This is a genomic window from Cupriavidus sp. FW305-27, from assembly GCF_058787995.1.
In genome coordinates this window covers 43,898-57,388 of sequence record NZ_JBYTAG010000050.1, presented here as the reverse complement: position 1 = coordinate 57,388, position 13,491 = coordinate 43,898, and the positions used below count along the sequence as shown (strand labels likewise).

Below are 13,491 nucleotides of genomic sequence, written 5' to 3'. Positions count from 1 at the left end.
GTGTTCAGAGGTGGCCGGGGTTGAGGTAGAGGAAGAAGGAGCGAGCCTGGCCCGCAGGCTATGCCTACCGCTGCTTCACCTCCACCCGCACCTCATCCTTGCCCACGGTAATCGCCCCCGGCTCCACGTCCTTGCCGCCGACGCGCAGTTCTTCGGGTTTGAACGTATAGACCGGATAGTCCTTCAGCAATTGCTGCGCAACCACAGCGCCGATGGCGTTGAGCTGTTCGCGGTATTGCCCCATGCCGGCGACTTCCACCTGCTGTACGGTCGGGTTGTCGAGCAGCACCGCGCGTTTGGCCGGGTCGTAGCGCACGCCGCTGTTCAGCGCGAGCTTGCCGTCTACCGGCGGGGAGGGCAGCAAGGCGTTGGTCAGGCGTGCGTCGACATGGGTGGTGACGCGGTTGTTGGCCTCGTCCAGCACCAGCCGGGGATGGCTGAGCTGCACGCTGACGACTTCGGCGTAGCGCAGCGTGGCGGGGAAGCGCTGGTCCAGCGCGGTCTGCAGTTCCTGCCGGGAGAGGGAGTACTCGCCGGTCCAGATGTTGTAGCCGGCCAGCGCCGAGGAGGCACCAGCGACGCAGGCGGCGGCAATCAGCAGGGAAAGTTTCAGACGCATGTGGCGGATGGGGCGCGCCTGTCGAGGGCGGCGGTGGATGGAGCCAGCCTGTCAGACCGCGCGGGCGGGATGGCGTTCCGTCACATCGGCGATCGGCCTGCATGGCGCGGGCCGCGTCGATCAGTAGTGCGGCGGGATTTCCTGCTGGGGATCGGCTTCGGCCGCGGTGGTGGCGGCGCTGCGCACCTGCTGGTACAGCGCGCGGAACTGCTCCTGCAGCAGGTCGATCTGATGCTGCTGGCGCGCCACGGTGCTGTTCAGGGTATCAAGCAGGTCTTCCTGGAAGGCGAGCTTGATTTCGAGTTCGTTGATGCGATCGTCCATGGCGTGGTTTCTCCGGCAGGCGGCGCATTGTAAGCCCTTATGCTCAAGGGGCGCGTCGCTGCCGGGAAACCTGCGCGATGCGCGGCTTACTTCGGTGCCGACAGCAGCATCCACATGATGCCGAAGCGGTCGGTGACCATGCCGAACTGGTCGGCAAAGAAAGTCTTGTCCAGCGGCATCACTACCTGGCCGCCTTCCTTCAGGCCGTTGAAGGCCTTTTCGACCGCGGCCTTGTCAGGATAGTTGATCGACAGGGCGAAGCCATGGAAGTCGGGCTGGTTCGAGCAGCGGCCGTCGGAGGCCATGATCACGCTGTCGCCGATCTGGAACTCCATGTGCATGACCTTGTCTTCGGTGCCGGCGCCGGGCTGGCAACCCTCGCCGCCCTTGCCGGCCTCCGGGTTGTCCTTGAACGTCATCCGCATGTTGACCTTGGCGCCGAGAATCTTCTTATAGAACTCAACGGCTTCATCGCAACGGCCTTCGAAGAACAGATAGGGCTGGACTTGCATGACAACTCCTGTAGGTAGGCCGCCGCTCGGGCGGCCGTGGATATCGGCATGGCGCGCGAATCAGGCGGCGCGCTGGCAACTGGCGCATGCTTTTGTGTACGCCGTCCACAATACCTTAGCAAAGAAAATGGACGACGTCCACATTAAATGGGCGGAGTGTGTGCAGGCTGGAGGGCGGGCGGGAAGTCCACGGTGCTGCACTAGAATGGCCGCGACACCACCAAGCGCCAATCCTTTCGACCGTCCTGCCCCAAACGGAGTTGCCTTGCGTTACGAACTGACCGACCTGCGCCTGTTCCAGGCCATTGCCGATGCGCAAAGCCTGTCAGGTGGCGCTTCGGCCACGCATATCACCGCGTCGGCGGCGAGCTACCGGCTGAAGAACCTGGAGCACGCGATGGGCACGCCGCTGTTCGTGCGTACCGCGCGCGGCATGGAGCTGACGCCGGCCGGCGAAACCCTGCTGGTCCATGTGCGCGAACTGTTGCTTGGCGTCGAGCGCATGCACGGCGAGGTGGGACGCTTTTCTGCCGGACTGAAGGGCAATATCCGGCTGCTGGCCAACAGCAGTTCGCTCAACGGTTTCATCATCCCGAGCGTGAGCCGCTTCCTGCTGGCCAACCCGGATGTGAACATCGACCTGGAGGAGCGCGCCAGCCAGTCGATCCTGGCGGCGGTGGCGGCGCATGAAGCCGATGTCGGCATCCTGGCGGGCGATTTCCAGACGGGCGGCGAAGCCACCGGGGTGCGCTCGGTGCGCTACGCGCGCGACGAGCTGATCCTTGCGGTGGCCGCGGATCACCCGCTGGCGCGCGAGCCCGAAGTGCGCTTCGGCGCGGCGCTGGCCTTCGACTTTGTCTGCATGAGCCGCACCAGCAGCAACTTCCTGTTCCTGCGCGACATGGCGCAGCGCGCGGGCAAGGGGCCCAACGTGCGGCTGCATGCGCACAGCTTCGATGCGGTGCTGTCGCTGGCCGAGGCCGGAGTGGGGGTGGCGCTGGTACCGCGCAGCGTGGCGGCGCAGGCCCTGCGCGAGGCGCGCGTGGTGGGGGTGCGGCTGGCAGAGCCGTGGGCGCTGCGCGAACTGAACCTGATCGTGCGCGCCGACGGCAAGCTGCCGGCGTTTGCCGAGGCCTTTGCGCAGTTCCTGCTGAACGATCCGCGCGTGGTGGCCACGCGCGAAGGCGGCGCCGTGGCAGCCACGGCGCCGTAAACACTTTCCCCGCGCTTCAGCGCTTGCGGTTCAGGAAGGTGGCCATGTGCTGCTGTGGCTCGCCGGTGTCGAAGGCGCTGCCGAACTCGGTCACGCTGTTGTTGATCGAGACTTCCAGCGGCGCATCTTCCCACTCGCGCAGCAGGCGCTTCTGCTGGCGCACCGCGACCGGGCCGAAGCCGGCCAGCAGCGCGGCCACGCGTTCGATTTCCAGGTCCAGCTCCGCCAGCGGCACCACGCGGCTCACCAGCCCCCATTGCAGCGCCTCGGCGGCATCGGTGATCTCGCCCGTCAGCAGCATCCACGCCGTGCGCGCATTGCCGATCAGGCGCGGCATCAGCGCGGCGTGGATCACCGACGGGATGCCGACCTTCACTTCCGGCATGCCCAGCTGCGCGTTGTCGGCGGCGATGCGGATATCGCACGCCAGCGCCAGTTCCAGCCCGCCGCCCAGGCACCAGCCCGGCATGCGCGCGATCACCGGCACCGGCAGGTGGCGCACGGCGTCGCACAGGCGGCGCAGGCCGCTGATGAAGGCCTCGGCGCTGGCGCGGTCCAGTGCGGCCATTTCCTTGATGTCGGCACCGCCGACAAAGCCTTTCTCGCCGGCGCCGCGCAGCACCAGCACGCGTACCGCGTCATTGCCGGCCAGCGCTTCGATGGCGCGCGTGAGCGATGCGATCACCGGCGTGCTCAGGATATTGAGCGAGCCCGCCTCGCGGATGGTGACGGTGGCGATGCCGCGCGCGTCGATCTCGACGCCGGCGTGCGGTTCTTGCTGAAGTGCGCTCATGTCGTTCCTTGTGGCTTACTGGAGCCTGGTGAAATGGATGTCCTCGACGACTTGCTTCCAGTGCGCATTCTGCGCCCGGATCAGGTCGCCGAAGGCCTTGCGCGAACTCGGTGCCGGGATCGCACCTTGTTTCTCGATGGCGGCGATCACCTCGGGCTCGGCCAATACCTGGCGCACGGCGTCGTTGAGCTTGTCGAGAATGGCCGAGGGCGTGCCCGCCGGTGCGCCCAGGCCGAACCACGACGGGTTGTTCATCGCCGGCAGGCCGGCCTCGGCATAGGTCGGCACATTGGGCAGCACCTTCAGGCGCTGCTGCGCGGCGACCGCCAGCGGCTTCAGGCGCCCGCCCTGGATCAGGCCGGACGACGACGGGATATTGTCGAACACCACCTGGATCTGGCCTGCCACCGCATCGTTGAGCGCCGGGCCCAGGCCCTTGTATGGCACGTGCAGCATGCGCGTGCCGGTGGCGTTCATGAACAGCTCGCCGTTCATATGGCTCAGTCCGCCGTTGCCGGACGAGCCGAACGAGTACTTGCCCGGGTTGGCCTTCAGCAGCTTGATGAACGACTGCAGGTCCGTGGCCGGGAACGCCGGGTTGACCACCAGCACGTTGGGCACGTCGGCCAGGTTGCTGACCGGCGCGAAGTCCTTGACCGGGTCATAGGCGGTCTTCAGGTAGACGTTGGGGTTGACGGCGTGCGAGCTCTCCACCTCCATCACCAGCGTGTAGCCGTCGGCCGGCTGCCTGGCCGCGTAGGCGCTGCCGACCGCGCCGCCGGCGCCCGGGCGGTTCTCGACCACCACCGGTTGCCCCAGCACCGGGCCCAGGCGCGTGCCGACGATGCGGGCAATGATGTCGGTGGTGCCGCCGGCGGCGTAGGGGACGATCAGCTTGATCGGCCGGTCGGGATACGCGCTTGCATGTGCGGCGCCGCTTGCGCATGCCGCCAGCAGCGCGATGGCGGTGAAGGTCGGTTTCATCGGTGTCTCCGTGTCGGTGTTTTTGGTCTCGTGGGTAGCTGCGCGCCGTTCAGCCCGCCGGGCTGTGTTCGCCCAGCAGCGGCGGCGGTGGCAGCGGCAGGTCGTGCCCGGCCAGCATCGGGTTGCGCACCATGGGTACGCGGCCCATGACGGGGTGTTCGGCCATCTGCATCAGCCCGCGGTGCTGGACCTGCGGGTGGGCGAAGACTTCGGCCATGGTGTGGATCGGCCCCCAGGGCACGCCGGCCGCATCGAAGGCATCGGTCCACGCAGCGCGGGTGCGCGTGGGGAAGAGATCGGTCAGCAGGGCGCGCAGCGCGGGCAGGTGTTCGATGCGCGCGGAATTGGTGGCATAGCGCGGGTCCTGCGCAAGATCCGGCATGCCGGCAACGGCGCAGAAGCGCGCAAACTGGCTGTCATTGCCGATCGCCAGGATCAGGTGGCCGTCGGCGCAGCGGAACACCTCATAGGGCGCGCAGTTGGGATGAGCGTTGCCGCTGCGCTGCGGGTTCTGGCCCGACACCAGGTAGTTGGCAGCCTGGTTGGCGTTCATCGCCACCGCGACATCGAGCAGCGCGATATCCAGGTGCGCACCGAGCCCGGTCGCCTGGCGCTGGTACAGCGCGGCCAGGACTGCGGAGGTGGCATACATGCCGGTGCTCAGGTCGACCACGGCGACGCCGGTGCGCAGCGGCCCGGCGCCGGGCGTGCCGTCGGGCTGGCCGGTGTAGCTCATCAGCCCGCCCATGCCCTGGAATACATAGTCGTAGCCGGGTTTGTCCGCCATCGGCCCGCTCTGGCCGAAGCCGGTGATCGACAGGTAGACCAGGCGCGGGTTGAGCGCCTTGAGCGTGTCGTAGTCCAGCCCGTAGCGGCGCAGCGTGCCGACCTTGTAGTTCTCGACCAGCACGTCGGCCTCGCGCGCCAGCTCACGTACCTGCGCCGCGCCCTCGGGCGTGCCGTAGTCGATCGCGACCGAGCGCTTGCCGCGGTTGCAGCAGATGAAGTAGCCGGACAGGCGCCGGGTGTCGCCGCTGCCCTCGGGCGCTTCCAGGTAGGGCGGGCCCCAGCCGCGGGTATCGTCGCCGCGCTCCGGGTGCTCGACCTTGGTTACCTCGGCGCCCAGGTCGGCCAGGTTCTGGGTACACCAGGGACCGGCCAGGATGCGCGACAGGTCCAGGACCCGGACTCCTTCCAGGGCACGATGCAGCATGACGACTCCGCTTTCAGACAACAGTGCGGCGGAGTATAGGGAGGGGTCCTGGCGCGAACCAGTCGAGAGTTTTGAAAGGCGCGTTCGCGGGATTTGAATGGTCCGGCGGGCCCGGATGCAGGTGGCGCCGGCGCCCCCGCCAGTCCCGGCGTTTGGCGCGTGGGCGCTGCCGTGTCACAATTCGCGTTTGGCACTGACGCGGCGCGTGACTCGGCCGGCCGCGTCGCCGTGCTTCCCGCCGCCCCGGCGCGCGTATTGGAAGCCCGCCCAAGAGCCGACAAATTCACTTAGATTTTCTGGCGATGACTACCATCCTGCAGCACATTCCTTCCGGCCAGCGCGTCGGAATCGCCTTCTCCGGCGGCCTTGACACCAGCGCGGCACTCCTCTGGATGCGCCAGAAGGGCGCTGTCCCCTACGCCTACACCGCCAACCTGGGCCAGCCCGACGAGCCCGACTACGAGGACATCCCGCGCCGCGCCAAGGCCTACGGCGCCGAGGAAGCCCGCCTGGTCGACTGCCGCACGCAACTGGTGGCCGAAGGCATCGCCGCCATGCAGTGCGGCGCGTTCCATATCTCGACCGCCGGCATCACCTACTTCAACACCACCCCGATCGGCCGCGCCGTCACCGGCACCATGCTGGTTGCTGCGATGAAGGAAGATGGCGTCAATATCTGGGGCGATGGCAGCACGTTCAAGGGCAATGACATTGAACGCTTCTACCGCTACGGTCTCCTGACCAACCCCGGCCTGCAGATCTACAAGCCGTGGCTGGACCAGCAGTTCATCGACGAACTGGGCGGCCGCGCCGAGATGTCGGAGTTCATGCGCCAGAACGGCTTCGATTACAAGATGTCGGCCGAAAAGGCGTACTCGACCGACTCCAACATGCTGGGCGCCACCCACGAGGCCAAGGACCTGGAGCACCTGGATTCGGGCATCCGCATCGTGCAGCCGATCATGGGCGTGCAGTTCTGGCGCGATGACGTGGAAGTCAAGCGCGAGGAAGTCACCGTGCGCTTCGAGGAAGGCCAGCCGGTCGCGCTGAACGGCCAGACCTTCGCCAACAGCGTCGACCTGTTCATGGAAGCCAACCGCATCGGCGGGCGCCATGGCCTGGGCATGAGCGACCAGATCGAGAACCGCATCATCGAAGCCAAGAGCCGCGGCATCTACGAAGCCCCGGGCCTGGCGCTGCTGTTCATCGCCTACGAGCGCCTGATCACCGGCATCCACAACGAAGATACCATCGAGCAGTACCGCGACAACGGCCGCCGCCTTGGCCGCCTGCTGTACCAGGGCCGCTGGTTCGACCCGCAAGCCATCATGCTGCGCGAAACCGCCCAGCGCTGGGTGGCCGGCGCCATCACCGGCGAAGTCACCATCGAATTGCGCCGCGGCAACGACTACTCGATCCTGAACACCACCTCGCCCAACCTGACCTACAAGCCGGAACGGCTGACCATGGAAAAGGGCGAGTCGATGTTCACGCCGCTGGACCGTATCGGCCAGCTGACCATGCGCACGCTGGATATCGTCGACACGCGCGAGAAGCTGCAGACGTATGCCAAGAGCGGCCTGCTGTCGACCAAGGTCAGTGCCTCGCTGCCGAAGCTGGAAGACTGAGCGTCGCCGCGCCTCGCCTGACGGCGGGCCAGCCAGAAACCGGCACCTTCGGGTGCCGGTTTTTTTTCGTCTCGGCGTTTTCCCCAGCTGTCCCGGAATGTCAAACGTACGTCCCGGAATATCAAACCGCGCGGTCCCGATCGCCAGATACTGCGTGCGCTCGTCGCCCTTCGGGGGCGGGCTGTGAACGCACGGCGGCGCGAAGACCGCCGGTCTGCTTCCGGAGACGCCCATGTCCAGACCTCGCCTTGCCCTTGCCGCAGAGCCGGCCACGCCGGCCCTGCCGGCTGTTGCCGGACCGCGCTATGCGTGGCTCGTCTTTGCGCTGACGTTCGCGCTGCTGCTGTCGGACTACATGTCGCGCCAGGTGCTCAACGCGGTGTTTCCGCTGCTGAAGGCCGAATGGCAGCTCGGTGATACAGAGCTGGGCGCGCTCGGCGGCGTGGTGGCGCTGATGGTGGGCGTGCTCGCGATTCCGCTGTCGCTGCTGGCCGACCGCTGGGGACGCGTGCGCAGCCTGATCCTGATGGCGGCGCTGTGGAGCCTGGCCACGCTGGGCTGCGCGGTGGCGGACAGCTTCGGCCAGATGTTCCTGGCGCGGCTTTGCGTCGGCATCGGCGAGGCGGCCTATGGCAGCGTGGGTATCGCGGTGGTGGTGTCGGTGTTCCCGCGCCATCTGCGCGCCAGCCTCAGCGCGGCATTCATTGCCGGCGGCGCGTTCGGCTCGGTGCTTGGCATGGGGCTGGGCGGCGTTCTGTCGGCCCATTTTGGCTGGCGCATCGCCTTTGCCGGGATCGCCGGCTTCGGCCTGGTGATGGTGGCGCTCTACTACCTGACGATCAGCGAGCATCGGCTGCGCGGGCTCCAGCAACGCGTGGGCGCGGCCAACGGCGACGCCGCGGCCTCGGCCCGGCAACTGGAGCCGCGCCGGATCGTACGCGAGCTGCTGACGGTGCCTTCCATGCTCTGCGCCTGCGCGGGAAGTGCGCTGCAGCTGCTGGTGATGGCGGCGCTGCTGGGCTGGCTGCCCAGCTTCCTGTCGCGCGACTACGGCATGGCGACCGGGCGCGCCGGCGTGGCCGCGGCAATGCTGGTGCTGATGGCCGGCGTAGGCATGGTGGCCTGCGGTGCGCTGACCGACCGCGTGGCGCGGCGCGTGCCCGCGCGCAAATGGCAGATGGCCATCGCCTACAGCGTGATTTGCTGCGTCTTGCTGATGACGGCGTTCCGGCTGCCCGCGGGCCACGCGCAGCTGGTGCTGATCGGCGCGGGCATGCTGGTGGTGGGCGGCACCGCCGGCCCCGCCAGTGCGATGGTGGCCAACCTGACGCGGCCTGCCATCCATGCGACCGCGTTTGCCACGCTGACCCTGATCAACAACCTGCTGGGGCTGGCACCAGGCCCGTTCCTGACCGGCGTGCTGGCCGACCACATCGGCCTGACCGGCGCGCTGCAATGGATTCCGCTGGCCGGTGCGGCCGCGGCCCTGCTGTTCTGCCTCGGTCGCCGGCATTACGCGGCGGACCTGCGCCGCCTGGATGGCCACGCTGTGCCTCACGTTATTCCTGCCTGACTCTTTCCAATCCGACCATGACTGCTACCACCCACACTGTCCTGATGGTGCCGGGCCTGCGCGACCACGTCGCCGAGCACTGGCAAACGCTGCTGCAAGCCGAACTGCAGGCGCAGGGGCACGACGTCCGCTGCGTGCCGCCGCTGGAGCACGACAAGCTCAGCTGCGCGGCTCGCGTCGCTGCACTCGATGCGGAACTGGCGGACATCGACAAGCCGGTCGTGCTGGTCGCGCACAGCGCCGGCGTGATGATCACCGTGCACTGGGCGGCACGGCACCAGCGCCAGATCCTGGGCGCGCTGCTGGTGACGCCGCCGGATTTCGCGCAGCCGCTGCCGCCCGGCTATCCGGCGCCGGACGCGCTGGTGCAGGGGGGCTGGCTGCCGACGCCGCTCGCGCCCCTGCCGTTCCCAACTTTGGTTGCTGCCAGCGGCAACGACCCTTTGGCCAGCCATGCGCGCGTCGCGGAGATGGCCGCCGCATGGGGCGGCCGGCTGGTGGACCTGGGCAACGTCGGCCACCTCAACCCTGCCGCGGGCTACGGCCCGTGGCCGCGTGCCCATGACTTGCTGGCGGAACTGGGCACCCTGGTCACGCGCGATTCGTGACCTCGCCGCATCCGCGGCACAACAAAAGAATCCGGCCGCAAAGGCCGGGCAATCAAGGAGGAGAAAAATGAAAACCAGAAGCACCGTCATGGCCCTGATGCTGGGCTGTCCGCTGGCGGCCGCCGCGCAATCGTCGGTCACGCTGTATGGCGTGGCGGACGTCAATGTCGAGTACGTGAACCGCGTCGGCGCTGTGCCGGTTGCCACCAACGGCTTCAACCCGGGGCCAGGCGACAAGGTGTTCCGCATGGCCTCGGGCGGGCTGTCCGGGTCGCGCTGGGGCCTGCGCGGCGCGGAAGATCTTGGTGCGGGATGGCAGGCGTCGTTCGTGCTGGAAAGCGGCTTCAGCCTGGACAGCGGCACCATGCAGCAGAGCGGCCGCCTGTTCGGCCGCCAGGCCTTTGTCGCGCTGCAGCGCGCCGGCATCGGCCAGCTCAGCCTGGGCCGCCAGTACACGTCGATCTTTGAAGCGCTGGCGAACTTCTCGCCTACTGCCTACGCCACGCAATATGAACCGGTGGTGCTGCAGGCGGGCGCCAATTTCCGCGAGGACAACACGGTCAAGTACACCGGCCAGTTCGGCCCGCTGACGGCGCGCGCGCACTGGTCGTTCGGCGCCGGGCTGGCGCTGCCGCAAACGGTTGGCATTGCCACGCCGATCGGCGGCAATGGCGAAGTGCCCGGACAGTTCCGGCGTGACACCGCCTACGGGGCCTCGCTGGCATATGGCACCGGGCCGTTCGGCGCCACTATTGGCTATGACCAGTGGAACCCCACCATCGGCACCAGCAATGGCACCGTGCGCAAGGCGGTCGTGGCGGCGAGCTATGCCTTCGGTCCGGCCAAGATCATGGGGGGCTATCGCTGGGGTCAGAACAAGAATGCCGCTGACGTGGTGATCCAGCGCGATGACTATTACTGGATCGGCGCCAACTACCAGGTCACCCCCGCCGTGGGGCTGACGCTGGAGTACAACTATGACAATGTCAGGAGCCTGTTCGGCAATACGCAGGTCGCCAATCCGTGGCAGCTTGCTTTTGTTGCCAACTATGCGTTCTCGCGGCGCACGGATGTGTACCTGTCTACGGCCTATGCTCGCAATGCCGGGCTGATGCTGGAGTCGCTGGCCACGGTCTATGCCAACAGCCTGTCGTTGGGCAACAGCTATGCGGCGGCCAACGGGCAGCGCAGCATGGTTGGCGTGGCTTTGGGGATGCGGCACAAGTTTTGAGTTGGCTGCAGTTGGATTGTTGCCATGCGGTCGGTTGTCGTTCTTGGCATACGTGGCTGTTTCGCCGGCTTAGCCGGCGAGTCACTTTTTGTCCGAGCGACAAAAAGCGTAGGCCGCCTGCTGCCAGCCGCATCGCGGGGACGCCTACGGCTGCTGCGCAGGCTCAAAATGCGTTGACGGTCATTGGGCGCTTGCGCGGAGCGCAGCCGAAGGCGTTGATGCGATATCGCTCGAGAGCGCGGGCCACCGCCCGACTTGGGGATCGTTCAAAAGCCGGTTATCGCAGGCACTGTCCCTGACTCACATGGCGTAGCAGGGTCGAACCGCGATCACATCCAAACGGCAAGCACCGCCGCCCATATGACCGACGCCGCGTAATTGATTGCCAGCCGCATAGGCGACGCGCTTCTTGCCTACTTCTTGTCGCTTGGACAAGAAGTAGGTCGCCGGCTACGCCGGCGAAACAGCCACGCTAGTCAAGAACGACAACCGACCGCGTAGCGACAGCCCAATCAACCACACCCGCCAACAGCCACCACCCTCAAATTCGCAAAGAACCTTTCCTCTATTACCCCGCCTGCGCCCGCCATGCCGACACGCTGCGCCCAAAACGCCCGCTGAACCACCGCGAGAACGCGCTCAGCGACGAAAACCCCAGCAGCGCGGCCACTTCCGACAGCGGACGCTCGCGGTTCTCCAGGTAGCGGATTACCAGGTCGGCACGGGCCTCGGCAAGGATGTCGGAGTAGGTCGTATGTTCCTGCCCGAGCCGCCGATGCACGGTGCGCCGGTCGACGCTCAGGTGCTGGGCCACGCGTTCGACCGAGCACAGTCCGGTGGGCAGCAGCGCATAGACCAGCTTGCGCACCATGTCCGACATGGTCGCCGCGGTCGACTGCGCCAGCAGCGTGCCGAGATAGTGCTTCACCTGCTGCGCCATCACCGGGTCATACGACGGCAACGGCGCCTCCAGGTCCGAGGCCAGGCAGACGATGCCGTCGAAATCCTGGTTGAAGGTGCAGGGCATGCCGAACACGCGTGAAAACGTGGCCGCGTTGGCCGGCGCGGGGTGGGTGAAGCAGATGCTGCGCGGCCGCCAGGACTGCCCCAGGAACAGCCTCAGCATCCGGAACACCACGCCGACCGCGAGGTCGGCGGCCTGCCGCAAGGTGCCCGGCGCTTCGGTGAGCACCTGCAGCCGGATCATCACCAGTTCATCGCTGTCTTCGATACGCATCGACAGCGATTCATTCTGCAGGCCCATGTAGCGGACCATCGACTCCAGCGCGCGGCGCAGCGTGGGCTCTTCACGCACCACGAAGGCGAGCGGGCCGAGGTTGGAGAACTCGCGCAGCTCGGCCATGCGCAGGCCGAAATCGTCGGCCCCGGTGGCGTGTGCCGACGCATCCAGCAAGCGGCCGACCGAGGCCGCGGGGATGCGGATATCGGGATCGAGCAGGACCGAGCGGTTGATCTTTGCCGCCCTCAGTTGCTGGTACGGATCGAGCCCCAGCGAACGCGCGACTTCCACGTAATTGGTCAGGCTGGCGCTGCGCAGATAGTAGGACATTGGGCGGATTCCGTGCTTTCCCTGAGTGTCCCGAAATGTAAATCGGATGTCCCCAATCGTCAAATCGCGGCCGGTCGTTCACCGATACTCCAACCACTAACCAACCGGAGCCATCCATGCAATTCCTTGACGATTCCCTGCACCCCGAAAACATGGACAAGGTGGTGATCACCGTTGCGCCCTATGGCCCGGAATGGATGCCGCAGGACTTTCCCGAAGACATCCCCGTCACCATGGAAGAGCAGGTCCAGAAAGCCGTGGACTGCTACAACGCCGGCGCCACGGTGCTGCACCTGCACGTGCGCGAACTGGACGGCAAGGGCTCCAAGCGCTTGTCCAAGTTCAACGAGCTGATCGCCGGCGTGCGCGCCGCGGTGCCGGACATGATCATCCAGGTGGGCGGCTCGATCTCGTTTGCGCCGGAAGACGACGGCCAGGCGGCCAAGTGGCTGTCCGACGACACCCGCCACATGCTGGCGGAGCTGGAGCCCAAGCCCGACCAGGTGACCGTGGCGATCAACACCACGCAGATGAACATCATGGAGTTGCTCTATCCGGAATACCTGAAGGGCACCTCGCTGGAACACCCGGCCTACCAGGCCGCCTATCGCGAAATGACCGTGCCGGCCGGCCCGGGCTGGGTGGAAGAGCACCTGCGCCGGCTGCAGGCCTCGGGCATCCAGCCGCATTTCCAGCTGACCGGCATGCACGCGCTGGAAACGCTGGAGCGGCTGGTGCGCGCCGGCGTCTACACCGGCCCGCTGAACCTGACCTGGATCGGCATCGGCGGCGGCTTCGACGGCCCCAACCCGTTCAACTTCTTCAACTTCGTGCACCGCGCGCCGGACGGCTGCACGCTGACCGCCGAGTCGCTGCTGAAGAACGTGCTGCCGTTCAACATGATGGCGATGGCGATGGGCCTGCACCCGCGCTGCGGCATCGAAGACACCATCATCGACCAGCACGGCAACCGCATGACCTCGGTGCAGCAGATCGAGCAGTGCGTGCGCGTGGCGCATGAACTGGGCCGCGAGATCGCATCGGGCAAGGAAGCCCGCGAGATCTACCGCATCGGCACCTGGTACGACAGCGCCGACGCCACGCTGGAAGCCAATGGCATGGCGCCCAACCGCAAGGCGGGGCAGAAGAACCTGCCGCTGCGCGCGGCGGCCTGACCCTGGCCACAGGGCCGGCATACCGGCCGGCCCTTGCCATGCACTACC

General features: G+C 66.9%; 13 protein-coding genes. 6 read left to right on the top strand and 7 right to left on the bottom strand.

From position 1 onward, the window contains the following. Positions 1-64: 64 nt before the first annotated feature. The 3 genes from AC3WRI_RS22705 to AC3WRI_RS22695 all read right to left on the bottom strand — a co-directional run bounded on the left by AC3WRI_RS22705 (position 65) and on the right by AC3WRI_RS22695 (position 1,455). The gene (locus tag AC3WRI_RS22705; protein WP_010811190.1) at positions 65-619 is read right to left on the bottom strand and encodes a DUF1439 domain-containing protein; all 555 of its coding nucleotides are present in this window, start codon (positions 617-619) and stop codon (positions 65-67) included. 120 nt (positions 620-739) lie between these two features. After that, positions 740-943 carry a SlyX family protein gene (locus AC3WRI_RS22700; RefSeq protein ID WP_011617943.1) on the bottom strand — a complete coding sequence of 68 codons (204 nt, stop codon included), beginning with the start codon at positions 941-943 and terminating at the stop codon, positions 740-742. A gap of 86 nt (positions 944-1,029) precedes the next feature. After that, on the bottom strand, positions 1,030-1,455 hold the full coding sequence (locus tag AC3WRI_RS22695) for a VOC family protein (RefSeq protein WP_011617942.1): 426 nt from the start codon (positions 1,453-1,455) through the stop codon (positions 1,030-1,032). 265 nt (positions 1,456-1,720) lie between these two features. On the opposite strand from AC3WRI_RS22695, the gene AC3WRI_RS22690 reads away from it, so the two are divergent. Further along, positions 1,721-2,668 carry a LysR family transcriptional regulator gene (locus tag AC3WRI_RS22690; protein WP_011617941.1) on the top strand — a complete coding sequence of 316 codons (948 nt, stop codon included), beginning with the start codon at positions 1,721-1,723 and terminating at the stop codon, positions 2,666-2,668. 16 nt (positions 2,669-2,684) lie between these two features. Here AC3WRI_RS22690 and AC3WRI_RS22685 read toward each other — a convergent pair whose 3' ends face one another. From AC3WRI_RS22685 to AC3WRI_RS22675, 3 genes are read right to left on the bottom strand one after another with little or no spacing between them, the layout of a single operon-like run. After that, complete coding sequence (locus tag AC3WRI_RS22685; protein WP_010811194.1) at positions 2,685-3,461, bottom strand: enoyl-CoA hydratase; 777 nt, start codon at positions 3,459-3,461, stop codon at positions 2,685-2,687. Between the two features lie 15 nt (positions 3,462-3,476). Continuing rightward, positions 3,477-4,445: a tripartite tricarboxylate transporter substrate binding protein gene (locus AC3WRI_RS22680; RefSeq protein WP_010811195.1), complete on the bottom strand. Its 969-nt coding sequence runs from the start codon at positions 4,443-4,445 to the stop codon at positions 3,477-3,479. A gap of 49 nt (positions 4,446-4,494) precedes the next feature. Continuing rightward, positions 4,495-5,658 carry a CaiB/BaiF CoA transferase family protein gene (locus tag AC3WRI_RS22675; RefSeq protein WP_011617940.1) on the bottom strand — a complete coding sequence of 388 codons (1,164 nt, stop codon included), beginning with the start codon at positions 5,656-5,658 and terminating at the stop codon, positions 4,495-4,497. A gap of 302 nt (positions 5,659-5,960) precedes the next feature. Between AC3WRI_RS22675 and argG the strand changes: the two genes are divergently transcribed. The 4 genes from argG to AC3WRI_RS22655 all read left to right on the top strand — a co-directional run bounded on the left by argG (position 5,961) and on the right by AC3WRI_RS22655 (position 10,698). Then, entirely contained in the window at positions 5,961-7,286 is a 1,326-nt protein-coding gene (gene argG / locus AC3WRI_RS22670; protein WP_010811197.1) for an argininosuccinate synthase, read from the top strand. Positions 7,287-7,518: 232 nt separating this feature from the next. Next, positions 7,519-8,859 carry an MFS transporter gene (locus AC3WRI_RS22665; RefSeq protein ID WP_010811198.1) on the top strand — a complete coding sequence of 447 codons (1,341 nt, stop codon included), beginning with the start codon at positions 7,519-7,521 and terminating at the stop codon, positions 8,857-8,859. 17 nt (positions 8,860-8,876) lie between these two features. Continuing rightward, positions 8,877-9,467: an RBBP9/YdeN family alpha/beta hydrolase gene (locus AC3WRI_RS22660; RefSeq protein ID WP_011617938.1), complete on the top strand. Its 591-nt coding sequence runs from the start codon at positions 8,877-8,879 to the stop codon at positions 9,465-9,467. A gap of 67 nt (positions 9,468-9,534) precedes the next feature. Then, positions 9,535-10,698, top strand: a complete 1,164-nt coding sequence (locus AC3WRI_RS22655) for a porin (RefSeq protein WP_010811200.1) — start codon at positions 9,535-9,537, stop codon at positions 10,696-10,698. Positions 10,699-11,266: 568 nt separating this feature from the next. Here the strand turns inward: AC3WRI_RS22655 and AC3WRI_RS22650 are convergent. Continuing rightward, on the bottom strand, positions 11,267-12,268 hold the full coding sequence (locus tag AC3WRI_RS22650; protein ID WP_010810820.1) for an AraC family transcriptional regulator: 1,002 nt from the start codon (positions 12,266-12,268) through the stop codon (positions 11,267-11,269). Between the two features lie 116 nt (positions 12,269-12,384). Between AC3WRI_RS22650 and AC3WRI_RS22645 the strand changes: the two genes are divergently transcribed. Beyond that, positions 12,385-13,443: a beta-keto acid cleavage family enzyme gene (locus AC3WRI_RS22645; protein ID WP_010810819.1), complete on the top strand. Its 1,059-nt coding sequence runs from the start codon at positions 12,385-12,387 to the stop codon at positions 13,441-13,443. Positions 13,444-13,491 lie beyond the last annotated feature (48 nt).